Source organism: Bacillus sp. SCT118, from assembly GCF_058566435.1.
Map to the genome: position 1 here is coordinate 3,628,076 of NZ_CP191225.1, position 26,838 is coordinate 3,654,913.

The 26,838-nt window shown below is 48.4% G+C and carries 15 protein-coding genes; 8 read left to right on the forward strand and 7 right to left on the reverse strand.

Translation table 11 applies throughout. From position 1 onward, the window contains the following. Positions 1-5: 5 nt before the first annotated feature. Together bsdC and ACQVGT_RS18705 are read right to left on the reverse strand one after the other, a co-directional pair. Positions 6-1,427 carry a phenolic acid decarboxylase BsdC gene (gene bsdC, locus ACQVGT_RS18700; RefSeq protein WP_015382753.1) on the reverse strand — a complete coding sequence of 474 codons (1,422 nt, stop codon included), beginning with the start codon at positions 1,425-1,427 and terminating at the stop codon, positions 6-8. 2 nt (positions 1,428-1,429) lie between these two features. Beyond that, a complete protein-coding gene (locus ACQVGT_RS18705; RefSeq protein WP_014478815.1) occupies positions 1,430-2,044 on the reverse strand; it encodes a non-oxidative hydroxyarylic acid decarboxylases subunit B in 615 nt (204 codons plus the stop codon). Positions 2,045-2,133: 89 nt separating this feature from the next. On the opposite strand from ACQVGT_RS18705, the gene bsdA reads away from it, so the two are divergent. From bsdA to ACQVGT_RS18735, 6 genes are all read left to right on the forward strand, one after another. Next, entirely contained in the window at positions 2,134-3,006 is an 873-nt protein-coding gene (gene bsdA, locus ACQVGT_RS18710; RefSeq protein WP_003234533.1) for a transcriptional regulator BsdA, read from the forward strand. A 115-nt stretch (positions 3,007-3,121) separates the two neighbouring features. Beyond that, positions 3,122-3,928 carry a cystine ABC transporter substrate-binding lipoprotein TcyA gene (tcyA, locus tag ACQVGT_RS18715; protein WP_015382752.1) on the forward strand — a complete coding sequence of 269 codons (807 nt, stop codon included), beginning with the start codon at positions 3,122-3,124 and terminating at the stop codon, positions 3,926-3,928. Beyond that, entirely contained in the window at positions 3,915-4,619 is a 705-nt protein-coding gene (tcyB, locus tag ACQVGT_RS18720) for a cystine ABC transporter permease TcyB (RefSeq protein ID WP_003234541.1), read from the forward strand. The genes tcyA and tcyB overlap by 14 nt, the downstream gene beginning before the upstream one ends. A gap of 13 nt (positions 4,620-4,632) precedes the next feature. Further along, on the forward strand, positions 4,633-5,376 hold the full coding sequence (tcyC, locus tag ACQVGT_RS18725; RefSeq protein WP_003246629.1) for a cystine ABC transporter ATP-binding protein TcyC: 744 nt from the start codon (positions 4,633-4,635) through the stop codon (positions 5,374-5,376). A 319-nt stretch (positions 5,377-5,695) separates the two neighbouring features. Continuing rightward, positions 5,696-6,343, forward strand: coding sequence for a YczE/YyaS/YitT family protein (locus ACQVGT_RS18730; RefSeq protein ID WP_003234545.1), 648 nt, complete (start codon positions 5,696-5,698; stop codon positions 6,341-6,343). Positions 6,344-6,447: 104 nt separating this feature from the next. Then, positions 6,448-7,122 (forward strand): 4'-phosphopantetheinyl transferase, encoded by a 675-nt coding sequence (locus ACQVGT_RS18735; protein ID WP_015382751.1) that lies wholly within the window; start codon positions 6,448-6,450, stop codon positions 7,120-7,122. On the opposite strand, the gene ACQVGT_RS18740 is transcribed toward ACQVGT_RS18735, so the two are convergent. Next, on the reverse strand, positions 7,117-8,451 hold the full coding sequence (locus tag ACQVGT_RS18740; protein ID WP_015382750.1) for an aminotransferase-like domain-containing protein: 1,335 nt from the start codon (positions 8,449-8,451) through the stop codon (positions 7,117-7,119). The two genes, ACQVGT_RS18735 and ACQVGT_RS18740, sit on opposite strands and share 6 nt — an antisense overlap. Positions 8,452-8,574: 123 nt before the next feature. Here ACQVGT_RS18740 and ACQVGT_RS18745 point away from each other — a divergent pair, with 123 nt between their 5' ends. Together ACQVGT_RS18745 and ACQVGT_RS18750 are read left to right on the forward strand one after the other, a co-directional pair. Next, positions 8,575-9,513: a DMT family transporter gene (locus ACQVGT_RS18745; RefSeq protein WP_015382749.1), complete on the forward strand. Its 939-nt coding sequence runs from the start codon at positions 8,575-8,577 to the stop codon at positions 9,511-9,513. Between the two features lie 53 nt (positions 9,514-9,566). Then, a complete protein-coding gene (locus ACQVGT_RS18750) occupies positions 9,567-10,124 on the forward strand; it encodes a YcxB family protein (protein ID WP_015382748.1) in 558 nt (185 codons plus the stop codon). Between the two features lie 14 nt (positions 10,125-10,138). Here the strand turns inward: ACQVGT_RS18750 and ACQVGT_RS18755 are convergent, their stop codons facing one another. The 4 genes from ACQVGT_RS18755 to srfAB form a co-directional block, all read right to left on the reverse strand. Then, positions 10,139-11,365 carry an MFS transporter gene (locus ACQVGT_RS18755; protein WP_041517652.1) on the reverse strand — a complete coding sequence of 409 codons (1,227 nt, stop codon included), beginning with the start codon at positions 11,363-11,365 and terminating at the stop codon, positions 10,139-10,141. A 100-nt stretch (positions 11,366-11,465) separates the two neighbouring features. Next, on the reverse strand, positions 11,466-12,194 hold the full coding sequence (gene srfAD, locus ACQVGT_RS18760) for a surfactin biosynthesis thioesterase SrfAD (RefSeq protein ID WP_015382746.1): 729 nt from the start codon (positions 12,192-12,194) through the stop codon (positions 11,466-11,468). Between the two features lie 28 nt (positions 12,195-12,222). Beyond that, positions 12,223-16,050 (reverse strand): surfactin non-ribosomal peptide synthetase SrfAC, encoded by a 3,828-nt coding sequence (srfAC, locus tag ACQVGT_RS18765; protein ID WP_015382745.1) that lies wholly within the window; start codon positions 16,048-16,050, stop codon positions 12,223-12,225. Positions 16,051-16,086: 36 nt separating this feature from the next. Beyond that, positions 16,087-26,838: a surfactin non-ribosomal peptide synthetase SrfAB gene (srfAB, locus tag ACQVGT_RS18770; protein ID WP_046340203.1), complete on the reverse strand. Its 10,752-nt coding sequence runs from the start codon at positions 26,836-26,838 to the stop codon at positions 16,087-16,089.

Consider the following 26,838-nt stretch of genomic DNA (forward strand, 5'->3'; position numbering starts at 1 on the left):
TTTCCTTATTTATTCATTAAGTCCATTAGTTTTTGTTCCCATTCTTTCGTTGTTAGCGGAGAATCAAGCGGCTGTGAATAATGGCCTCTTGTTTCCGGCGCAACCGGTGTAGTGGCGTCAAGAATCATTTTGTGAGTGATTCCTGATGGATTGGATCCCGGATCAAGCGGCAGGACAGATAAGTCCGGAATGATGACCGCATCGTGTTTCGGATGCATTTTGGTCGAAAGCGCCCACATGACCTGCGGAAGGTTGAATGGATCGACATCCTCATCAACGACAATGACCATTTTGCAATAGCCAAGTCCGTGCGGCGTTGTGAGTGCACGCATGCCGACCGCTTTCGCAAATCCGCCATAGCGGGTTTTTGTGGAAACAATCGCGATTAAACCGTGTGTGTACATGGCGTTCACTGCCACAATTTCGTTCGGATACGCTTCTTTTAACTGCTGATAAAGCGGCACGCATGTGTTAATGCCGATCATGTAATCGCATTCTGTCCAAGGCATGCCTAAGTATAAATGTTCAAAGATCGGATTGTTTCTGTGATAGACGCGTTTAATTTTGATAATCGGCATGCTGCGTCCGCCGGAATAATGGCCTGTGAATTCACCGAACGGCCCTTCATATTCGCGCTCTCCGGCAATAATCTCACCTTCAAGCACCACTTCAGCGCCCCACGGAACATCAAGATCAGACAGCTTTGATTTGACGATGCGATATGGTTCGCCTTGAATCGCACCTGCCATTTCGTATTCTGATTGATCATAGAGAAGCGGAGTCGATGCCGCCGTTGTAATGACCGGCTCACAGCCAAGCGCAATGGTGACCGAAAGATTGATGCCGCGTTCTTCAGCTTGGCGCAGATGGATTGCAATATCGTGCTGCGGGACAGGCTGAATGCCGAGACGGTCTTTTCCTTTGACCTGCATTCTGTAAATGCCGACATTTTGTTTGCCGAAGTTGTCAGGGTCCTCAAGATCACGGGAAATAACACACGCTTTGTCTAGATAGTAGCCTCCGTCTCCTTGGTTTATTCTGAAAAGAGGCAGTATATCGAACAAATTGATATCTTCTGTGATTTCATTTTCATGAAATGGCGCTGTTTCCTCACGTTTGACCGGCATCGGAAACTGGTCATAACGCTTTGCGAATTCAAAAAACTGTTCTTTTACCGGTGTGTCTTTCGGCATGCCCAGCATCATGGCATGGTTTGGCCAAGAGCCGATGACATTCATCGCAATTCGCGCGTTATGATAGCCGTAAATGTTGTTAAATAAGAGCGCGGGGCTTTTATCGCCAAGATTGCTGGCTGCCCGTGCGGCGGCCCCTAAATCCGGTTCCGGCTTTACCTCTTCATTCACTGTAAGCAGCTGTCCTTCTTTTTCAAGGGCAGCGAGAAATTCTCTGAAATCTTGATAAGCCATGATCAAGCTCCTCCTTTTTGTTTTTCAATCCCATTCCAGCGTTTCGCTTCAGGAAGCCGAATGCCGAATTGGTCCAACGTTCTGAATACAATATGGTCAACCATTTCCTCTAAGCTGCTCGGCTGATTATAAAATGCCGGCATCGGAGGAAGAATGATGGTGCCCATTTTCGTAAGCGCTAGCATATTTTCGAGATGTATTTGGTTCAAAGGCGTCTCTCTCGTTAAGAGGACGAGTTTTTTTCTCTCCTTGAGCATGACATCCGCCGCACGTGTCAGCAGATTATCCGCCATTCCGGTGCGAATGCTTGCGAGAGATTTCATGCTGCACGGCGCAACAATCATTCCATCGGTATCAAACGACCCGCTTGAAATGGCTGCCGCCTGATCCTTATGTGAGTAAGTGTATGTGGCCAGTTGTTCTACTTCTTGTAAGGTATAGCCTGTTTCGTGTTTGATCGTGACGTTTGCCCAAGGAGACACAACGAGATGGGTTTCCACTCCGGCGGCCTTCAGCCACTGCAGCAGCCTGACCCCGAAAATGGCCCCTGTTGCCCCTGTCATTCCGACAACGAGTTTCACTTTGCCCCCTCCTTTACGCTTGAATTCTGCTTTCATTTCAATCATACTCCTGATATATCCATATGAAAAATATCTATTAAATCTATATTTAATACCTAAAAGGTATGATAAGGAGGCGCTTTCTTTTGGATATTCGCCAGCTTCGATACTTCATTACCATTGCCCAAGAACAGAAAATCACGTCCGCAGCCAAAAAGCTTCACATGGCGCAGCCGCCTTTAAGCAGGCAGCTCAAACAGCTGGAGGACGAACTTGGTGTTGTTCTGTTTGACCGTAACAAGAAAAAACAAATGACTCTTACATATGAAGGAGCTGTTTTTCTAAAAAGAGCAAAAGAGATTCTGCATAGGTTTGAAGATGCAGTCATTGAGGTACAGGAGCTGAAGGAGGAAGTAGCCGGCACACTTGCCGTGGGATCAACGATTTATTGCGCGGCTCTGATGCTTGAAAAAGTAACACAGATCAAAGAGAGATACCCCCATCTCACCTTTAATATTTGGGAAAATGAGCCCGCGACACTGTTGGAACTGCTGGAAAGCCGGCAAATCGATGCGGCGGTCACGACAACACTGATCAAAAGTGACACAGTACAATTCAAGCAGCTTGATGACATTCCATGTGTGCTCGTGCTTTCAGATGAAGCCGGATATCCGTGCGGAGACACCATTAAGATGGAGGACATTCCTTCATTTCCGCTGATCCTGCTGAGGCCTGTCAACGGAAAAGGCGTCTATAATCAGGTCATGAATGAATTTCATCGTTTGAACCTGGAGCCGCGCATTGTTTGTGAATGCCACGACTCTGCAACTTTGCTCAGCCTCGTGTCATCCGGATTCGGCGCGTCTATTTTGCCCGTCACAATGATTCCCGTTCATATGAGAAATCACGTTCACACCGTCCATATCGAAAATAATCCCTTCATTATGACACCGGCTGTCATGTGGAGAACGGACAGTTATTTGCCTAAACCGGCACAGCAATTTTTGGATTTATTTTAAAAGATTTTGCCTTATGAAAACCAATTACTTGACTCATACTAAAAAAAAGTTATCCTTTAGATTTGTAAGCTATTTTTTTATTTCAATAAAATCAACCAGAAAAGTGGGGAATAAGATGAAAAAAGCATTATTGGCTTTATTCATGGTCGTAAGTATTGCAGCTCTTGCAGCTTGCGGAGCAGGAAATGACAATCAGTCAAAAGATAATGCCAAAGATGGCGATCTTTGGGCTTCAATTAAGAAAAAAGGTGTGCTCACAGTCGGAACGGAAGGAACATATGAGCCGTTCACTTACCACGACAAAGACACTGATAAACTGACTGGCTATGATGTCGAAGTTATCACAGAAGTCGCAAAACGCCTCGGGCTTAAAGTCGACTTTAAGGAAACACAGTGGGACAGTATGTTTGCCGGCCTGAATTCCAAACGGTTTGACGTTGTTGCCAACCAAGTCGGAAAAACAGATCGTGAAGACAAATATGATTTCTCAGATAAATACACAACATCAAGAGCCGTTGTCGTAACGAAAAAAGACAACAACGATATTAAGTCTGAAGCAGATGTAAAAGGAAAAACGTCAGCTCAATCACTGACAAGCAACTACAACAAATTAGCTACAAATGCCGGCGCTAAAGTAGAAGGCGTTGAAGGCATGGCGCAGGCCCTTCAAATGATCCAGCAAGGCCGTGTCGATATGACATACAACGATAAGCTTGCCGTATTGAACTACTTAAAAACATCTGGCAATAAAAACGTGAAAATCGCGTTTGAAACAGGTGATCCTCAGTCAACATATTTCACGTTCCGTAAAGGAAGCGGCGAGGTTGTTGATCAAGTCAACAAAGCATTAAAAGAAATGAAAGAGGACGGGACTCTTTCTAAAATATCTAAAAAATGGTTCGGCGAAGATGTTTCTAAATAATCTGCCGGCATTGACGCTTGGCACGGCGATCCCGTGGGATCTGGTGCAGCAGTCATTCTGGCCGATACTTTCAGGGGGAATCTACTATACGATTCCCCTTACGATTCTTTCCTTTATATTCGGAATGATCCTGGCGCTGATTACGGCGCTTGCCAGAATGTCGAAAGTGAGACCTTTGAGATGGGTGTTCAGCGTATACGTATCCGCAATACGCGGCACTCCTCTTCTCGTTCAATTGTTCATCATTTTCTATCTGTTCCCGGCCTTTAACGTCACATTAGATCCATTTCCAAGCGCAGTTATCGCCTTTTCTTTAAACGTCGGCGCCTATGCATCTGAAATCATTCGGGCATCTATTTTATCCGTGCCGAAAGGGCAATGGGAAGCCGGCTACACAATTGGCATGACACATCAAAAAACGCTGTTCCGCGTCATTTTGCCGCAGGCGTTTCGTGTGTCGATCCCGCCATTATCCAATACCTTTATCAGCCTGATTAAAGATACATCCCTCGCCTCTCAAATTCTGGTCGCTGAGCTGTTCAGAAAAGCCCAGGAAATCGGCGCGCGGAATCTTGATCAAATTTTAGTGATCTATATTGAAGCAGCCTTTATTTATTGGATTATCTGCTTCCTGCTCTCACTCGTCCAGCATGTCATCGAACGGCGTCTTGACCGCTACGTGGCCAAATAAGGAGGTTCCGAGTATGCTTACCGTTAAAGGATTAAACAAATCATTCGGTGAAAATGAAATTTTAAAAAAGATAGATATGAAGATTGAAAAAGGAAAAGTCATCGCCATACTTGGGCCTTCAGGTTCAGGGAAAACGACGCTGCTCCGCTGCCTGAACGCTCTGGAGATCCCGAATCGCGGAGAGCTTGCATTTGATGATTTCTCCATCGATTTCTCCAAAAAGGTGAAACAGGCGGATATCCTAAAGCTTCGCCGAAAATCCGGAATGGTGTTTCAGGCGTATCACCTGTTCCCGCACCGCACAGCCCTCGAAAACGTGATGGAGGGCCCTGTTCAGGTGCAAAAACGGAACAAAGAGGAAGTCAGAAAAGAAGCGATTCAGCTTCTTGATAAAGTTGGATTGAAGGACAAAATGGATTTATATCCGTTCCAGCTTTCCGGCGGCCAGCAGCAGCGCGTCGGCATCGCCCGCGCACTGGCGATTCAGCCTGAGCTCATGCTGTTTGACGAACCGACCTCAGCGCTTGATCCCGAGCTTGTCGGAGAGGTGCTGAAGGTTATCAAGGACTTGGCCAATGAAGGCTGGACCATGGTCGTCGTGACCCACGAAATCAAGTTCGCACAGGAAGTTGCGGATGAAGTCATCTTCATCGACGGCGGCGTTATCGTGGAGCAAGGACCGCCGGAGCAAATTTTCTCCGCACCAAAAGAAGAACGGACACAGCGGTTCTTGAACCGGATTTTGAACCCGCTGTAATAAGAAAAACAGGGCGCCTGCGCCCTGTTACAGATTGTTGACAAAATCCTAAAACGATTTTCGTTTTAGGATTTGTCATTTTCAGCGTGATTGAAAACCTTTGAAGTCTAGGAAGGGCGAGCATTGGAGCACAGCGAATGTTAAATTCGTGAGCACCGAAGCGCAGGCCTGACAACGAATGCAAGGGTTTTCCAACACGCTGAAACAGGGCGCCCGCGGCGGCCCTGTTTTTTTGTTGAGCTCCTTTCGCCTATTCCGCCCTTCTGTCAGATGTGCTACAATGACAATCGACTGATTTTTACGAAAGAAGGGACCTCACGTGAAGCAAGAACTTGTTCTGCGCTGGACATTTTATTTTGCCGGTTTGATCATTTTGGCTTTTGGTGTATCCCTGACGATAGAAGGAAAAGCACTCGGCATTAGTCCGTGGGATGCATTTCATTACAGCCTGTTTCAGCACTTCGGGCTTACCGTCGGCCAGTGGTCCATCATTATTGGAGCGCTCATCGTCGGATTCACGTCATTGTTTACGAGGGCTTGGCCGAAAATTGGGGCCCTCCTGAATATGGTGCTCATTGGTGTATTTATAGATTTTTTCAATTTCATTCTGCCTGCCCCCTCGACCTACACAGGCTCGATCATCGTCTTCTCTCTCGGCGTAGTGCTAATCGGTTACGGCGTCGGTGTTTATGTATCAGCAGGCCTTGGCGCGGGGCCGCGTGATTCACTGATGATGCTGATTACAGAAAAGACCGGATGGAATGTGCAATGGGTGCGGAACGGCATGGAATTAACCATTTTGTTTGCGGCATGGGGCATGGGCGGCCCGATCGGTTTTGGCACCATCTTGACCGCCATCCTCACCGGACTTATTTTGCGCTTTTCATTGCCCCAGTCAATCCAGTTGCTGAATTATGCTGTGGCAAGGCGGACAGCCGCTGTGAAAGCATCTCCGCCTGTACACTAAAACAAAGCCGCCTTGGCTTTGTTTTTTTATTTTCTCCTCTATATGAGTCTTGTTGAAGTATGATAGGATGGTTTTGACAATCTTTTGCAGACGGAGGATCTAGAATGAAGATTTACAGAATTTATATGGACCGCCCGCTTTCACAGGAAGAAAATGAACGGTTCATGTCTTTCATATCACCTGAAAAACGGGAGAAATGCCGGAGATTTTATCATAAAGAAGATGCTCACCGCACCCTGCTGGGAGATGTGCTCGTTCGCTCAGTCATAAGCAGGCAGTATCAGTTGGACAAATCCGATATCCGCTTTAGCACGCAGGAATACGGGAAGCCGTGCATCACTGATCTTCCCGACGCTCATTTCAACATTTCTCACTCCGGCCGCTGGGTCATTGGTGCGTTTGATTCACAGCCGATCGGCATAGATATCGAAAAAACGAAACCGATCAGCCTTGAGATCGCCAAGCGCTTCTTTTCAAAAACAGAGTACAGCGACCTTTTAGCAAAAGACAAGGACGAGCGAACAGACTATTTTTATCATCTATGGTCAATGAAAGAAAGCTTTATCAAACAGGAAGGCAAAGGCTTATCGCTTCCGCTTGATTCCTTTTCAGTGCGCCTGCATCAGGACGGACAAGTATCCATTGAGCTTCCGGACAGCCATTCCCCATGCTATATCAAAACGTATGAGGTCGATCCCGGCTACAAAATGGCTGTATGCGCCGCACACCCTGATTTCCCCGAGGATATCACAATGGTCTCGTACGAAGAGCTTTTATAAATGGCTCATCAACAGCTTGACACCGCGCTCAATATCTTCCGTTTTCACATTGGAAATATTGATTTTTAATAGATTTTCTTTCTGATAATCTGATAAATAATGACGGTCTATCGCCTCAAGGGTCACCCCTTGTTTTTTCAGTCTATGAATCACTCTTGAGGCGGGCAGATCCTGAGGAAGCACCAAATGGGTGTGCATACAGGGTGCCTGCCCGCTGGAGAACGTAAAGCGGCCGCTTCCCAGCTGCCTGTGTGTTTGAATGGCTTGATGTAGCCTCAGCGACCGCTCTTTATAAGAATCTCTGATTTTCTCCTTATGCCTGCCGTACATACCGCTTTTCAGGTAAATCTCCAATGCTGCTTGAGAAATCATCGAACAGTCGATGTCGTTCAGCTTTTTGTACGCATAGAACGTGTCAGTCAGCGCTTCGGGCAAAACAGCCGCCCCCACGCGAAGGCCGGGGAACATCATTTTCGAGAAGCTTTTCAAATAGATGACATGTGAGGACAGATCATATGCGTACAGCGGATCTGCCTTTTTATTTTCCTCCAGATCACCGAGGTAATCATCCTCAACGAGATAGACATCATACGCTTCTGCCAGTCTCACAAGCTCCTGTTTATCACGCTCTGACAAAGAGCAGCCAAGCGGGTTATGGAAGCGGGGCATCGTATAAAAAAATTTAATCGATTCTGTTTGAAATAACCGCTCAACCTCGGCTATATCAAGCCCTTCTTCCGTTCGTTTCACCCCGATGGCGGGAATCCCAAGCGTCTCAAGCTGTTCGACCATCAAATGGTAGCCCGGCTGTTCAATGGCGATCTTTTCTTTCCCATTTGGAAATGGCATGGCACAAAGCAGAGATAACGCCTGCTGGACACCTGATGTAATGAAAATATGCCGTTCATCCGCAAATACCTGCTGATTAGCCAAGAGCTTTCGGAGTACACGGATGAGTGATGGAAGCCCCTTTGGCGTCCCATAAATAAACAAATCGTTTTTGTATGTATCAATCGCTTTGTTGATACAGTGCTGAAAATCAAGATACGGAAACACATCTGGGTCCGGCGCAGATGTGGCAAAATCGATGGGACCCTGCTGCCCGCTTTTGGCTTTTCCCGTCTTTTTCACAATATAATAGCCGCTTTTCGGAACAGAATAGATAAGGTGGCGCTTTTCCAGCTCCTGCAACGCGCGGATCACTGTGCTTTTGCTGACTTGGTAGCGGGCGGACAGCTGACGGATAGATGGAAGCCTGTCTCCTTCTTGATAGGCGGTGCTTTGCATCATCTCCTCTATCCTCGTTACTAGACTCATATATTTCTCCATGCCTTCTCCCCCTGTTTTGTACCGGTACAGTTCATTGTTTTTCTCATTGTACCGTTCTGACCGCGGCCATACAATAAAGGGAGCGACCGGCGCTGCAATTCAGGTAAAGGAGCACTTCCCATTATGGTTAAACATCAGCAAGCTCCCGCTTATATGGCGGCTATTTTATATTCGTTCATTATCGGTTTATCCTTTCTATTCGTAAAAATCGCACTGCAAACAGCAGAGCCGTTTGATATTTTGGCGCATCGGTTCACCATTGCGTTTGCTGCGGCCACTATACCGATCTTATTCGGCTGGGTAAAGCTATCAATCCGCGTAAAGGACGTCATTGCCATTTTGCCGCTCGCCCTGCTGTATCCCGCGTTATTTTTCAGCTTTCAGGCATTCGGCCTTGTGTACTCGTCCTCCTCTGAAGCGGGAATTATTCAGGCAGCCATTCCGATTTTCACGATGGTCTTTGCCGCTTATGTTTTAAAGGAACGCCCAACGTGGACGCAAAAGGGGTTCACGGTTTTATCCGTTGCCGGCGTCATGTTTATTTTTGTGATGAAAGGCGTTGACGTGGAATCAGCCAGCTTAAAAGGGTCTTTGCTGATCCTATTGTCCGCTTTGTCTTCAGCGATGTACAATACTGCTGCCAGAAAAATGACGCAGCGGTTCAAGCTGACCGAGCTCACCTACATCATGTCAGCCATCGGCTTTGTCGTCTTCAACGCCATCGCCCTTGTGCGTCACGGAGCGGCGGGAACAGTCGGCACTTATTTTCTGCCGTTCCGGGAGCCCGGCTTCGTTCTCGCCATTGTGTATTTGGGCGTGCTGTCTTCACTTGTCACTTCATTTCTGTCTAACTATACGCTGTCGCGAATTGAGGCGTTTAAAATGAGCGCTTTTAATCATGTATCTACCATTGTGACGATGATTGCAGGAGTTGTGATTCTCAACGAAAGCCTGGCCTGGTATCATCTTGCCGGGGCTGTTTGTATTATGATTGGCGTGGTGGGGAGCAATATCAATCTGGAGAAAAAAACAAAGCGCCCTGGTATGCCTGCAAAAAAATGAGAAATTATGCTAGACTGAAAGGAAAAACATGGTTAGAGGTGTAGGTTTACCGTATGGTTCAATATGCTAGTGAAAGTATCAATCTTCCAGGAGAAATCACTTTTAAGGATGTAAGAGAAATCTTTTTTTATCAAATCGCAAAATTATCATGTTTTTACTTTCTGTTGTTTTGCGCCATATTTGCTGCAGTTAACTTCATTAACGGATGGCCCCGTATCGTTTATGGCAGTGACGCGCTTAACTTGTTTATGAACAGTATGTTGATTATCGTGATGTCCGTTCTGTTTACACTGCTGCTCCTCCTTCTTCTATATGTGAAGTTTTCCAGAGCATACAAGAAGAACGAACGGATGAAATCTAAAAGAACATATACTCTGAACCAAGAAGGAATTCGTATATGTTCTAAAAAATATGACCTCATTTTCAATTGGGATGAAATCACAGCTGTTTTCGAATATAAAAATATCTTCAGGGTCAATACATCAAGCGGCCAATATATTGCGATCCCAAAACGTTTTTTTCATTCCAAAGAGGAAGTGAACAGATTCAAGGAGATTATCCTTAAAAATACCGAAACAAAAAAACTCAAATTTAAAAAGGATCAGCATTGACAGTGCTGATCCTTTTATATTGATTGGTGGGTTTCTTTTGCCTTTTGTTTATCTAAAAACGGCACCAGCTCTATTACAGCCGATAAACCCACAAACACGATGCACACAGCGACAATCAGCAAATAACCATGAGTCATGTCAAAAAACAAACCGCCCGCATACACGCTGAGAGCACCGGCAACCTGATGGATAAAGAAATTGATGCCTAACAGCGATCCGATCAATCCTGTTTGATAGCTTTCCGAAATTGACGCCGCGGTCAGCGGGATCACGCCTGTGTAACTGAGTCCAAATAACAGGATAAAGCCAAAATACCAAAGTTCGCTGTGATGAATTCCGAGAATGGGAATGAGCAGGCAAATGAGGCTGAGCAGCCGAATGAAAAATAAGATGGATAGCATGACGCTTCTGCTGCCGAGGAGATCGGACAGCCAGCCCGCCAATAATCCGCCAATGATGATAAATGCTCCGAACGCGGCCATCATTCCGTTGACATGAGAGACATGCGCATCCTTCAGTATCGGGACGAGGTGAGCATCAATAATTCCCATCGTAAATCCGCAAGTAAACACGCCAAAGTACAGGATATGAATGAGGCGGGATTGCTTCATCACGTTCCAAAATCCCCGCCAATCATAAGATTTTTTCACAGACTCTGCTTGCGCATGTGGCGGGTGCTTCATCCCAAAGACGAGGAGCGGCAGCAGAACAGCCGCCATGACGATTCCCAAAATCGTATAGGTGCTCTGCCAGCCGGCATGATACGGAGCCGCAGCCCAAATGGGCGAGAGAAGCAGCAGGCCCGCAGAGTTGGCATTGGTCAAAATAGCAAGCGCCAGACCTTTGTGTGTGTCAAACCAACGGCTGATGAAATACTGGGTCGTCACGCCGACCGCGCAGGAATAGCCGATTCCGCCAAGCACACCGTAAATGGCGGAAAACACATGAACATTCGGTGAATAAGGAAGCACCAAAAAGCTTGCGCTGATGCAGACAGCTCCAAGCGCCATAATTTTTCTGACACTGAAACGGTCGATGAAAAAACCGACAAAAAACTGGACGATGCCGGTTGTGATCATAAAAATGCTGACAGAAACCGAGATCAGCGACCTGTCGGCATGGAAGGCATCCGCCATTGGCAGCATAAAAAATTGAAAGGAATTTCTGAATGAGTTCATTCCGATGGCGAAAACAAACGTAAACAGCAATACAAACCATTTCATCCTGGGAGACGTGTGCATGTTTCGACCCGCCTTTATTTGAGTATTTCGACTATTATACCATGCAAAAATTGGCATTCAACACAAAAAAAGCGGAACAGCCGAAGCTGTCCGCTTTTGATCACGGTTGAATGATCGGATGCTGATTCAAGATCGCAAAAATCCGTTCTGCGACTTCTTCCGTTTGTGACAGCAGGAACATGTGCCCGCCGTCAAATTGATGGAATGTGATGTCTTTTGCCCACTTCTTCCAGCCTTCCGCATCTCGTATGCATTTTTTATCACCAAGCCCGTTAAAGACATGAACAGGCGACTGGATCTGGGCCAGATCGTGAAGCTCAAATTGTTCAAGAGCCCGGTAATCTGATCGGAAAGAAGGCAGGAAAAAGGACATGACCTCCTTATTTTCAACAAGCTCTGCGGGCATTCCGCCTAATTGGATAATATGATCGAGAAACTGATCATCAGGCAGGTGGGACACTTTCTTCCGCTGAATATGAGGCGGCTGGATTGCAGAAATGATAACCGCCTGCGGAAAGACGCCTTCACGCTCAAGCTTTTGCGCCAGCCTGAAGGTGATCATTCCGCCCATACTGTGTCCGAACAGCACAAACGGCCGATCAGGGCGAAGGTTCAGTTCTTGCTTGTACAAATCCGTCAGCTCTTCGAGATCCTCAATGGCTGACGTTTGATTCGTGCCGTGTCCCGGCGGCTCGGCAGCGAGCATCTCGCACTCCCCCTGCAAAAAAGCATGGAGAGGGCGAAACGACGCCGAGTAGCCGCCGGCAAACGGAAAACAGATGAGCTGCGTTTTTTCCGACGCATTAAATGATTTGAAGAGTTGGCTCATTGGCTGTCTCCTCCTTTCATCACTTCATTTATGAAACCGTTACGGTTTGTGTATTAAGAAATTCGAGCAAAATCCCCGCATTCCTATCTAGCGTTTCGCCCTGCAGCATTTCTGCGTGTGTTCCGAAGCCTCTTTTCATACGGTAAGCACCTGTTGTAGCTTCTTCCCATGATGCAAGCCATTCCGGCATGTCAAAATCAGCGCCGGAAGTCAACAGATCAATATCTGCTTTCACCTGGCCTGTGCTGATCAGGTCGACGTAGTATGAGTAAAAGGCATGTGTTTTTTGCTTGAGGCCTTGTTTGACGGCTTCGCTGTTGAGCGCTTCATTGTCCCGATTGACATTCATCAACGCTTCGACATCACTTTCAACCGTGCGTCCGTCCAGATCACTAACACCTTGTTTTTTATAGGAATCCACCATGATGATCCGCTGAACAATACGGCCTTGTTCCTCAAGCTTTTTGGCAGCTTCAAACGCCAGGCTACATCCCGCTGAATATCCAAACAATGTTAAAGGCCCTTCCGGCTGCAGCTTCTGGATCAAATCCGCATAGCGGTCAAGCCGGTCTTCCTCCTCAATAAAATCAAAGGCGCACAGCTTGTATGACGGCAAGCGGCTGGACAGATTTTGGTACATAAGGCCATAGCCCAAGACCGGCGGAAATGCGAAAATGATCTGCTCCTGATCCTGATTCATTATCGTTACATCCTGCAAGCCATCAGGGCCCCCGTTTTTCAAATACGCTGAAATGCCGGAGATCGTCGGCGTTTCAAACAAAAGCTTTACTGGAAGATCAATCCCGAGCTCTTTCTTGATTCGGGAAGCGGCGGTCATGGCCTTCAAGGAATGCCCTCCGAGCGCAAAGAAATCGTCATGAATGCCAATTTGCTTTCTGCCGAGAACCTCAGACCAGATTTGTGCGATTGTTTCTTCCATCTCGTTCCGCGGTCCGATCCATTCTTCCGCCAGCTGATCCTGATCAGGTTTTGGGAGCAGCCGTTTATTGACTTTCCCGTTCGTCGTTAAAGGAAGCTCATCCAAGAAGGTAAAGGTTTGCGGCACCATATAAGCAGGAAGCTGTTTTTTCAGGTGCGCCTTCACGTCCTCAGCTGAAAGCTGCGTCCGGTTCACGAGGTAGGCATTGATTGATGCATCGCCTGACTCATGTCGGTCCGCCACAACGACCGCATCTTTCACACCTGGGTATTCCTGCAGCTGCTTTTCGATTTCTTCAAGCTCAATCCGGTGTCCGCGTATTTTGACCTGGTCGTCAATACGGCCGGCGTATTCAATCGTTCCATCCGGCAGCCAGCGTGCTAAATCCCCTGTGCGGTAAAGCGTTTCTCCCGGCTTGAACGGGTTCTTAATAAACTTTTCCTTCGTGAGGTCAGCACGATTTACATATCCTTTTGACACGCCCATTCCGCTGATGCACAGTTCACCGATCGCCCCGAATGGCTGGAGCTGGCTTTGCTCGTTCAGAATATAAACACTGGCATTGCTGATCGGCTTTCCGATCGGCAATGAGGAGATGGAATCCGGTATATCATGCACGACGTGAGCAGTCGCAAACACTGTTCCCTCAGTCGGCCCGTAGCAGTTAATCAGCTTGCCCGGCCCCATGACCCGTAGCGCTTTTCTGACATGAGGCACTGAGGCGCGCTCTCCGCCGAATAATATACAGCGTAGTCCCTTCATCCAATCCTCTCCCGTATCTGTGAGAAGATTAAATAGTGCGGTTGTCGCAAACATGACATTGACATTCTCTTGCAGGATCAGATCTGTGAGCCGTTCTGTATCAAGCAGCGTATGTTCATCTGCGATAATGAGACGTGACGCATTCAATATTGAAGCGTAGAAATCAAAGGTAAATGCGTCAAAGGCGTAATTGGAAACAGATAAGAATGTATCTTTCTCAGAGAATGCCATGTAGTCTACATGCTTGACCAATCCTTGAATATTGGCATGAGTGGTGATATTGCCCTTTGGCTTTCCGGTTGTGCCGGACGTGTACATGATATATGCCGGATCATTAGGATCAATCGCGGTTGCAGGATCGCTTGCCTGTTCTTCAAACCGTGTTTGATCATCAATGAAGAGCGTTGTGCCTGTATACGGCAGCTCAGCCGCTTGTTCTTTCATCTCCTGATGCGTCAGAAGACAGGCTGCCGCACTGTCAGCCAGCATATACGAGATTCGGTCCTCTGGCAGCTTCGGATCAACCGGCAGATAGGCTGCTCCCGCCTTTAATACACCGAGAATGCCGATCACCAGTTCAAGTGAGCGCTTCGTGTACAGCGCTACAACAGAGCCTTTGCCCGCACCGTGTTTTTGCAGCCGGCGTGCAAGGCGGTTCGCTTCCTCATCTAATTCGCGATAAGACAGGGTCTGGCCGGAATACGTAAGCGCCGGCGCATCCGGATTGCCGTTCACTGCTTCCTTGAACCAATCCGTCAGAGGCTTTGTTTCATGAGCTTGAGCCGGCGGGTTTAAGCCGGTTAGCAAAAATTCTCTCTCCCTGTCGTCAACGAGGTTGATCGTGCTGACAGGCTGATCCGGATTCTGGATGAGCTGCTGAATTGCTGTAAGAAGCTGAGATTTCAAGCGCAGGATAAACGCCTCATCAAACACATTCTCATTATAGGCAAGCTTAATCAGCATCTCATCTCCCGGGGAAGCCATCAGGTTGAGATCATAATTCGACTTCTCAAAAACATGAACATCCACCATATCAAAGCCGTTTTCACTGCTTTCTTCATTTTTTGCATCCTGAAGCGGATAGTTCTCAAAAACAATGATGTGGTCAATCAGTTTCGGCTGATCAGCCTGGCTTTGGATGTCATAAAGCGGCACATATTGATGCGGCTCAGACTGCAGCGATTGCTCCTGCAGCTGCTTGAGCAAGCCGTTAAATGTGATACCCTCAGACAGCTTCACACGTCTCGGGACGACGTTGATAAACAGCCCAACCATATGTTCAACGCCTTTGATTTCCGCGGGACGCCCTGAAACAACTGTACCGAAGGCCAAATCGCCAGACTGCTGATAGCGGCTGATCAATACGCTCCAGACTGCCTGCAGCGCCGTACTTAAAGTGGTATGCTGCGATTTTGCAAGCTCGGTAAAGGCCTTTGTTTCCGCCTCCGGCAGTGAAAAGAGCAGCTCTTTCGGCTCATAGCCGTCCTTTTGTTTCTTTCTTTGCTCCGCAAACGTCGTTTGTCCTTCAAAGTCCTCTAAATACTCGCGCCAGTAACGCAGTGATGCTTGTTTATCCTGCTTTTCAAGCCACTTGATGTAGTCTTTATACGGTTTGACGGGCGGCAGGCTGTACGGCTTTTGTTCGCGCAGAGCATTGTATACCTTAAATAGATCCTGTACGACGATGCCGAAGCACCATCCGTCCAAAATAATATGGTGGTAGCTCCACACCCATTCAAAGCTTTCTTCAGCTTTCTTGAAAATGGCTGCCCGCATCGGAATATCCCGCGTCAAATCAAAACCCCTGATCTTATCCTGTTCTTTGTACTCATTGATTTTGGCTGTTTGCTCGCTGCCCGTTAAGTGTGTCAGATCGATTTCTTCTATATGGAACTGCCGTTTTTTCAATACGACTTGGACAGGTCTTTTTACTTTTTCGTGAATGAACACGGTACGAAATACATCGTACCGGTCCATGATGACATTCATGCTTTCTTCAAGACATTTGATATTCAAGCTGCCTTTTACTTTCATCGTGATTTGTTCAAGGTAAAAGCTTTGGCCGGGATTCAGGATGGCATGAAAAAGCATCCCTTCCTGCATCGGCGATAGGTAATACATATCTTGAACCTGATCCTTGCTAAATTGACTCATATGTTTCGCTCCCGCCTTCTGTAATTCCCTTGCGTTTTATTTTAAATTCTCCTCAAGCATGTCAAAGATATCTCCCATCTCGTCCATTTCAAGGTCTTCTGCGCTGAAGTCGCTTGGTGTGAATTCCTTGTCTTCTTTTTCCGTGCAATGGCGGATTAGCATCAGGAGGTTTTCTTTAAACCGTTCCATTCGCTCTTCAATCGTGGCTCTTTCAAACTCCTTTTCATTGTAGGAGCAGGAAAGCACAAACCGGCCATTTCTGATCATGCCGCTGAAGCTTAAAGCGTACAGCGCCTCTGATTCTCCGCTTACTTGGCGCCCCATATCGAAAGCGGACGGTTCAAAGAAATCGGTTTTGACTTCACTGTCGAATTGGCCCAAATAGTTGAAGCTGATTTCCGGTGTGAAGCCCTTTGTTTCCGCTGTTTCTGTGAAATAACGAAGAATGCCGTAGCCAACACCTTTGTCCGGAATACGGCGCAGGTTTTCTTTGACTGTTTTGATCACAGCTGAGGCATCTGCTTCAGATATGTCGAGCACAACAGGGTATTGTGCCGTAAACCAGCCGACCGTTCTGGAGATATTCACATTCGGGATAATGTCCTCCCGGCCGTGTCCCTCAAGGTTAATGCCAATTTTGGCACCCTTTGTCCATTCTTTCATTGTCAAACCGAGCGCGCTGAGAAGAATATCGTTGATTTCAGTTCCATATGGCTGATGAACATCTGTTAAAAGATGCTTCGTGTCTTCTTCCGTTAGTTCACATAGGACGGATGATGTATCCTTGACGATCCGCTGCTCTGTTTCACAATCCTTCGGTAAAGGAGAAACCTGTTCAGCGGCAATTTGCGACCAGTATTCAGCCTGCTGTAAAAGATGCGCTGATTGGCTGAATGCCGCCAGTTCTTCCGCCCAGTCCTTGAAGGAGTTTGTTTTTTGTGGGAAGACAAGGCTCTCTTCTTTCTCAGCCTGCATGTAGCCTGAAGCAAAATCTTCAAGCAAAATCCGCCATGACACACCGTCGACCACGAGATGGTGTACAGCAATGAGCAGGTGATCCCCAGCTTCTGTGCGATATTGCTCCGCCTTTAAAAGCGGCCCGGTTCGCAGATCGAGACTGCTTTGCAGCTTGTTCGCGAGAATCTTAATCTGGCTTCTCAGCATCTCTTCATCGGAGCCGTACAGATCCACGATTTCGAAGCTGACCTTGCTTTCGCTGATTGGTTTATATGCTTGCAGGATCTCTCCGTTCTCCTCACGGTAAACCATACGAAGCGCGTCATGATGCTCGATCAGCGCCTGCAATGTTTTCTCCACCCGTTCAGGATCAAAGCCCTTCTTGGCGTGAAGCATCACCGATTGGTTCCAGTGGTGCTTGTTCGTGAAGTTCTTTTCAAAGAACCAGCGCTGGATCGGCGTCAGGATGACTTCGCCCTCCACCGGGCCTTGGTCTGCCTGTTTGCCTTCGGCACGCTCTACATATTGGGTAAGCTCTTCGATCGTCGGATGCTGGAAGAGATCTTTCATTTCCAGCTTCCAGCCGTGCTGGTTCAAGCGGCTCGCCATTTGAATTCCTTTGATGGAATCTCCGCCAAGCGAGAAGAAATTGTCGGTGACACCGACTTCAGACATTCCAAGCACGTCCTGCCAGATGCCGGCAAGCAGCTCTTCCATGTCGGTCGTCGGCGCTTTGTATTCTCCGCTTCCCGCTTCGATGTCCGGCTCAGGCAAGGCTTTGCGGTCCACTTTGCCGTTTGCCGTAACCGGAAGCTCGTTCAGCGTCACCCAGAACGCCGGGATCATGTAATCCGGCAGGGTTTCCTTCAGTGCTGATTTCAGGGCTTCTATGTCAGCTGTTTCCGGTGTGACATACGCCGCGATCGCTGTGTTGCCGCCTTTATCTTTGACAGCTGTCACCGCCGCATCCTGCACCTCAGAAAGCTGGGCGAGCTGGACTTCAATTTCTGAAAGCTCGATCCGGTAGCCGCGGACCTTGACCTGCTGGTCGATCCGGCCGATGTACTCAATGCCGCCGCCCGTCCATTTCACTAAATCGCCGGTACGATACATGCGCTCACCCGGCACAAACGGATCAGCGACAAACCGCTTCGCGGTTTCGTCTTCTCGATTCAGATAGCCGCGTGCCAGTCCGCGCCCCGCCACGCAAAGCTCTCCGGCTACGCCTTCCGGCTGCACCTGATTGCCCTCGCCGAGAATGTATACTCTCGTATTGGCGATGGCCCTTCCGATGGAAAGTGAGCCTTCCTCCGGATGGATTTCTGTGCTTGTGGCAACGACCGTATTCTCTGTCGGCCCGTAGTTATTGACGAGTGTGTACGGCTTTTTCACTGCGCGCTTCAGCTTGTCTCCGCCTGTGAGCAATACGCGTAGCGATGTGTTCTCTAGCTCCATGAACTGTTCCGCAAGCTGTGTCGGCAGGAACGTGATCGTTATGCCGTTCGTTTCAAAATAATCGTTCAGGCGGACGATATCGAGGCGGATCGCTTCATCAATGACGTGAAGCTCAGCACCGATCGTCCAGGTCGGGAACATCTCCCAAATGGAAGCGTCGAACCCAAAGCCTGCGTACTTCGCACTGCGGTCCTCCGCTGTCATGCTGAACGCGTCGTGGTGCCAGAAGCACAGGTTCACAAGCGCATGATGCTCGACCATGACACCCTTCGGCTGTCCGGTCGTTCCAGACGTGTAAATCATGTACGCCAAGTTCTCCGCGGTTACAGCCGTCTCTGGATTTTCCTCGTCGTTTTCATCAAGCGGCAGGCTTAGAATCGTGCGGCTTCCGTCGAGAAGAATGACATCTCCCGTATAGCTGTCCGGCACTGAAATGCCTTCCTGTTTCAAGAGAAGCTTCGCGCCGCTGTCCTGTAAAATATATTCAATCCGCTGATCCGGGTAGTCAGGATCAATCGGCACAAACGCCGCTCCCGCCTTTAAGACACCGAGCACCGCGGCGGACATTTCAAGCGACGGCTTCGTGAGAATGCCGACGCGGTCATCCGGGCTGATGCCGCAGTCCATCAGAATCCGCGCAAGACGATTTGCCTTCGCATTCAGCTCGCCGTACGTCCAAGACTGGCCGTTGTATGTGACAGCCGGGCGGTCTTTGTGGCGCTGGACAGTCTCTTCGAATAGCTGATGAACCGTTTTGTCTGTCGGCACAGGCAGCGATTTGCCCTTCCATGCCTCAAGAAGCGCTTGTTTTTCTGTTTCAGTGACAAATGACAGGCTGGAAAGCGGCTGGTTCGGGTTATCCGCAACAGCCTTTAGTAGCCGCAGAACGTATTCGCTCCATTTTTCAGCTGTTTCTTTCGCGAACAGATCTGTCGCATATTCGAGCTGCAAGCCAATGCCATTTTCATCGGTAAATCCGCCCAGTGTCAGATCAAACTTAGAAGTTCCCTGATGAGCCTCATAAGGTGAAATGCTCAGATTTTGCAATGCAAGCTGTTCTTTATCAGGGTTTTCTGTCGTCACCATCACATTAAACAATGGGTTTCGGCTCATATCCCGAGGGAGATCAAGCTGATTAACCAGATCTTCAAACGGATACTCCTGATGCTCAAGCGCTGACAGGTTCGTCTGCTTTGCTTGCTCCAAAAGCTCCGCAAATGTTTGCTGTTCTTTCGCTTCCATTCTCAGGGCAAGTGTATTGACGAACATTCCCGGCATGTCCTGAATATCAGCATTCGTCCGGCCGGCAGTAACGGAGCCGATGACGATATCCCGCTGTCCGGAAATTTTGCTTAAAAAGACGTGGAAAACAGCATGGAGCACCATGTGCAAGGTCGTTCCGGTTTCCGTAAGCAGTTTTTCTACCGCCTTTGCCGTCTCACTTTCCGTACGGAAACGGATCGTATCTCCTTTAAAGCTTTGCACAGGCGGACGGGCGTAATCGAGCGGGAGATCAAGCTCTGGCAGCTCTCCTGAAAGAACCGACAGCCAGTACGCCTCATGCTCCTTCATTCGTTCTTTTTGCTCAGCTTCATTTTGCCAAACGGCGAAATCTTTATAATGAAGCGCCGGCTCCGGAAGCTGCTCTCCTTTGTAAAGCAGCGCCAATTCTTTTACAAAAATGCCTCTTGAGACGCCGTCTGCGATGATATGATGCATATCTAAAAGCAGCAAATGTTTTTTCGCTTCTATTCGAAGCAAAGCTGCGCGAATGAGCGGTGCGTCGTTTAAGTCGAATGGCCGGATAAATTCCTTAATCTTTTGGTCCGCTTCGTCTTCTTTGGCTTCAAACAGATGAAGATCAACCTCCGCCTTCTCAATGATGCGCTGAACAGGCTCACCATTAGCTTCCATAAATGACGTCCGCAATGATTCGTGACGATTCACAAGCTGATTGAGTGAGTCGCGCAGGCGCGAAATATCAAGCTCGCCTTCCATTAGAAGAACAGATGGCATGTTGTAGCTTATCGTCTGGCGGTCAAGCTGATTGAGCACGTACATCCGTTTCTGTGCGGATGACAATGGATACATATCCTGCTTGTCAGCCGGTTTGAGGACTTGATGGCCGCCTGAAACGGCAGACGCCTCCATATAAGCCGCCAGCTGGCGAACAGTCGGCTGCTCGAACAGTGCTTTAAGCGGTACGCTTTTCTCCAATTCCGCCTGAATGTTGGCAATCAGCATCATCCCTTTTAATGAATGGCCGCCTAAATCGAAAAAATTGTCGTCAATGCCGATGGCTTCTATGCCAAGCGTTTTCTGCCAAATGCGGCATAAGCTTTCTTCAAGCGCTGTCTCCGGTGCGGCCAAGGCCTTGCCTCCGGATTGTGCCGCGTTCGGCTTCGGCAAAGCGTTTCTGTCGGTTTTTCCGTTTGCCGTCAGCGGAATCGCGTCAACCTGCACAAAGAAAGCAGGAATCATATGAGACGGCAGTGTTAGGGAAAGCTGGTTCCGGAGCTCTGCTTTTTCAATAGCTTGATCCGACGTATAATACGCGCAAAGCTCTTGAAGGCCGCCCTCGGAAACCGCTAATACAACCGCTTCTTGAATTCCGCTGAGGCTGAGCATGACCGTTTCAATTTCTTTCGGCTCAATGCGGTAGCCGCGGATTTTCACCTGATCATCAGCCCGGCCGATAAATGCAAGCGTACCGTCAGAAAGTTTTCGTACGACATCTCCGGTTTTGTACATGAGACTGCCCGGCGAATATGGATTTTCCACAAATCTCTCGGCTGTCAGCTGAGGCCTGTTGAGATACCCTCTCGCAAGCCCCTGTCCCGTGATATAGAGATGTCCGCTCGCTCCGGGCGGCACAAGCTTCAATGCTTCATTTAAGACAAGCGCGCCGGCATTCGCAATCGGCCGTCCGATTGTCGGGCGGTTCGCAAATGCATCCGGCTCAGACAGATCAACCCGCCCGGCGATGGCGCCGATTGTTGCTTCTGTCGGGCCGTAGTGATTGATAAATTCGGTGTGTCCATACATCTTACGGAAGGCGAGAACATCAGTCGGGATGATTTTTTCTCCTCCCAGGACGATCAAGCGCAAGGATTCAAAGTTCGCATCTTTTGCAAAACTGGCTGAGTTCACCATTGTATGGAACAGAGACGGTGTCAGTTTGATATATGTGATCCCATGCTCCTTGATATAGTGCGCTATTTCATCCGGCGCCGTATAGGTTTCCTTCTGTACGATATGGAGCTCGCCCCCGCCCAGAAGTACGGGGAACATGCTCGTATAGCCAAGGTCAAATGCGTAAGATGAAAGCAATACAGTCTTATCATTTTCCTTCAGGCTCGCCTCTTCACTAAACCAAGAGACATAGTTTGTCAGATTGCGATGCTCAATCTGCACGCCCTTCGGCTTTCCGGTCGTGCCGGACGTATAAATGACGTATGCAAGATTGCGAGACCCGGAAATCGATGATGGGCGCTCCTTGCTTTCATTTCTCCACTTATCGTCATCAAGGCTGACGATTGTCCCTTCATATTGCCCAATAGCCGTCATGTTTCTTTCATTCACGACCGCAATTTTTGCTCCGCTGTCCTCTAATGAATAACGGATTCGTTCTTCAGGTGTATCAGGATCAATCGGAAGGAAAGCTGCCCCCGCCTTCATGACACCGAGAATGGATACCATAACTTCAGCTGACCGGTCCATAACAATCGCGACAATGTCTTCATTTCCGGCCCCTTGGGCACGAAGATGATGCGCCAGCTGGTTCGCCTGTTCATCAAGCTCGCGATAGGTCAACAGATTTCCGCCAGCCTTCACCGCAGGATGGTCAGGTGTTTGCTGGGCCTGTTTTTCAAAAAGAGCGGCAAAGGTTGCTTCGGTAATTTGAGTCATATGTCTTTCTTCTAGCAAAGCAGCCGTTTCTGCAGATGAAAGCAGATCTACATCAGACAGCCGAACGTTCGGATTAGCCGCGGCCGCTTTGATGATATTGACAAAGTGGCGGCTCCAGCGGCGGATCGTCTCGTCCTTAAACAAGGCAGTCGCATAGTCAAAGCTTAGGCCGATATCCTCTTCACGCTCGACCGCTTCCAAGGAAAGATCAAATTTCGCAACATGATGAAGCATGGAATACGAGGAAATCTTCAAATCTCCTAATCTTAATGAAGGAATCTCCATATTCTGCATGTTGAACATCACGCTGAACAGCGGACTTCTGCTTGTATCCCTTGTAAGCGGAAGCTTTTCAATCAACTCCTCAAGCGGATAGCTCTGGTGCTCGAATGCTTGAAGGCTGGCTGTTTTGACCTCTTCAAGAAATTGCGCGAAGGTTTTATCTCCCGCTGGTGCCGTTCTGAGTGCCACCGTGTTGACAAACATACCCGGCACACCTTGCAGATCAGGATGTGTTCTGCCAGCTGTCGGCGAGCCAACAATGATATCATCCTGTGACGCGTACTTGGAAAGGAGTACATTGAACGCCGCCAGCAAAAACATGTACATTGTCGTATCTGTTTCTGCCATGAGCGATTTGATTTGAGCCGTGATTTGCTTATCAAGCCCAAACATCACGCGCTCTCCCGCAAAGCTCCGTTCAGCTGGCCGCTCGAAATCCGCGGGAAGATCCAGTATTGGCAGTTCGCCTTTAAAGACATCGAGCCAGTATTCCTCATCTTTTTGATAATTAGTTTGTTCTTTGTGCCAAACTGCGTAATCTTTATAGTGAATTTGTGGCAGTTCCAGATCTGCGCCTTGATATATTTTGGCAAGATCACCGATTAGAATGCCTGTTGAACTTCCGTCAGTAATAATATGATGCATATCAATGAGCAGCAGGTAGCGTTTTTCTTCCAGCTGGACAAGCTTCGAACGGACGAGCGGCGCGCGGTTTAATTCAAACGGTTGAACAAATGCTTTGATTATCTCTTCCGCGTCTTCTTCCCGTCCCTTGGCAGCCTCCAGCTGGAACGATATGTTTTTATGAACGGTTTGCACAACCTCTCCGTCGATCATGTCAAACGATGTACGGAGGATTTCGTGCCGATTGATTAATTGCTGAATCGCGTTTTCAAGCCGGTCTTTATCTACTTCTCCCTCCAGCAGAAGTACAGCGGGGACGTTGTAGCTTGTGTTTGCTTGTCCAAGCTGATTGAGGATATACATTCTCCGCTGGGCCGGGGATACAGGATAATGCTGCTGATAAGGTGCTTGCCTGATCGGTTCAAACGTCTGCTCCTCCTTGCTCTCGTTCTCTTCCAAATACAGTGCCAGTTCTTGAATAGTCGGCTTTTCAAAAAGCACTTTTATTGGAACTTCCTTATGAAAATGCTCTTGAATTTTCGCCGTCATCATCATCGCTTTCAAAGAATGACCGCCGATCATAAAGAAGTTATCGGTAACGCCTGCTCTGACGCCGAGTATTCCTTCCCAGATCTCCGCTAATTTCTTTTCACTCTCTGTTTCTGGTGCTGCGTATTCCGGCTGCACGGCTTCTGATTGCGGTGCAGGCAGTTCCTTTTTGTTGATTTTCCCGTTTGGCGTGAGCGGCAGACTTTCCATTTGAATCAGGTGGGCAGGGACCATATAGTCAGGCAAAGACTGAGACAGTGTTTTTCTCAGCTCACTCACAGGCACTTCACGATCCGCCGTGAAGTACGCGCAAATTTCATTTTCATCCGCTTTGTTCTTGCGGATGATCACCGCAGCTTCTGTCACATGCTCAGCCATGTTCAGTTTTGTTTCAATTTCGCCAAGCTCAATTCGGAAGCCGCGCACCTTCACTTGGTTGTCGATTCTGCCTAAAAATTCGATATTGCCGTCCGGCAGCCATCTTGCCAAGTCACCAGTGCGATAAATTCTCTCACCCGGTCTGAACGGGTCTTCGAGAAATTGCTTCTCCGTCAGCTCAGGGAGATTCACATATCCTCGCGCTACACCGATTCCGCCTACGCAAAGCTCACCAGGCGCGCCGATTGGCTGCAGACATTGCTGCTCATCCAGGATGTAGGCAGTGGAATTTCCGATCGGCTTCCCGATTGGGATAGAGCCGCCATACTCACGGTCGATCAGAAAACTGGTTGAAAACGTCGTGTTTTCTGTCGGGCCGTATCCGTTCCACAATGAAAGTGACGGCGATGCCTGTTTTACTTTGCTGACTATATGCGGGACAAGTGCGTCTCCGCCGATGATTAAATGGCGCAGTGTGCCGAACATACCAGCATCCTTTGCGGCAAGCTGGTTGAATAAAGGTGACGTCAGCCACATCGTCGAGATTCTTTGCTCACGCAGAAATGCAGCAAATTGTTTCGCATCAAGCAGCGTCTCTTTTTTGACCGGATAAAGCGCTGCGCCATTTAGCAGTGCGCCGAATACCTCAAACGTTCCGGCATCAAAGCTGACAGCTCCCGTTTGCGCCATGCGGTCCTCTTCAGTAACAGGAACGTACCCGGCATTTTTGACGAGGCGCAGAATGCTTTTATGTTCGATCATGACGCCTTTCGGTTTGCCCGTTGAACCGGATGTGTACATGATGTACGCCAAATCAGACGGGGCGGATGGCAGGTTGAGATTGTCAGCCGCTTCACTCTCTTCAAAGCCTATGTCCAGTGTAAGAACCGGCACCTGCAGCTGATGTGCCTGCCCTGTATAAGAATTTCCGGTCAAAACCATTCGAACAGAGCTGTCCTCTGCCATGAAACGAAGACGATCCCCAGGAAGCGCTGGATCAAGCGGCACATATGCGGCGCCTGCTTTTAACACAGCCAGCATGCCGACAACGGTTTCTACTGAGCGGTCGTTCATAATCGCTGCTGTTTCCCCTTTTTGAAGCCCTTGTTCGACAAGCTTTCCCGCAAGACGGTTAGCCGCTGCATTCAGCTCGCGGTATGTCAGCTCGGTTCCTTCATATACGACGGCAGTGCTCGCCGGCGTCCGTTTCGCTTGCTCTTCAAACACTTGGTGAACAGCCATTCCTTCAGGGAGTTCGGCTTTCGTGCTGTTAAACACCTCGACAATTTGCCGCTGCTCTTCGTCTCCCACAAGCCCGTACTCACGCACAAAAGCGGCCGGCTGATCGACAGCTGCTTCCATCATGCGGGTAAGGTGCTCCGCTGTCCGTTCGATAAAAGCGGAATCAAAGGCGGCTCCGTTATATTTAATTTTGACGGTCCACGTTTTGCCCGGATACACAATCAGGTTGAAATCGAAGCTCGTTTGTTCAAATGCGCTTTCTACTTTGATCGAAAACCCGAGGCGGTCTTCCATGCTGCCGTTTTCAAGCTCTTGATCAAGCGGATAATTTTCAAACGCGACCAGATGGTTTAAGAGATTGCCATCAAGAGCTGAGCGTTTTTGAATCTCATAGAGCGGCACGTAATCGTAACGCTCCGCCTCTACTGCATGCTGCTGAACAGCTGTGAAAATATCAGCGAATGCAGCATCTCGTTCAACTTTCACCCGCACTGGAATGGTGTTGATAAACAGCCCCGCCATCGTTTCGATTCCGTTGATTTCAGACGGTCGTCCCGAGACGACCGTTCCGAAGACAACATCATCCGTAAAGTTGTATTTGCTGAGAACAATGCCCCAAACAGCCTGAAATAGGTTAGGCCCTGTCACTTGATGAAGGTTTGCGGTTTTCTGAATGCGGGCAACCAGTGTTTCGTCCCATGTAAAGGAATATTCTTTATTGACGTATTCGTCTTTTTTTACAGGCAGGCGGCCCGGGAGCACGCTGGGCTGTTCAAAACCCGCCAAGCGCTCGCTCCAGTAGCTCTCCGCTTCTTCATTGTCCTGTTTTCCAAGCCATTTAATGTAGTCAGAGTAAGGCTTGCCTTGACCGTTTGCAGGTGTCCTTCCTGCTCTGAGCGCTTCATAGTTTTGGAACAGGCTTTTCATGAGGACGCCCATGCTCCAGCCGTCCATCATAATATGATGATTGCTCCAGACAAGATACAGCTGATCTGCATCAAGGCGGAAAACCGCTACCTTGAACAATATGTCTTTTGCCAGGTTAAAGCCTTGGCGCTGAACGTCTTGTTTGTAACGCTCAATGTGCTCTTTCTGGCGGTTCTCGTCTGCATGACTGATATCCTCATAATGCACCTTTGTTTTGCGTTCCGCTAACACGACCTGACGCGGTTTTTGCAGCTGCTGATGCACAAATACCGTACGGAGAATATCGTATGACCGAATCAGTTCATTGACGCTTTTCTCAAAGATTTCAAGATCAAAAGCGCCGTGAATCCCAAGCTCTAATTGTGTGAAGTACGAGGAAGAATGCGGATCAAGCATCGCATGATACAGCATTCCCTCCTGCATTGGTGTCAGTGCGTACACCTTTTGAATCGATTTTTTGCTCAT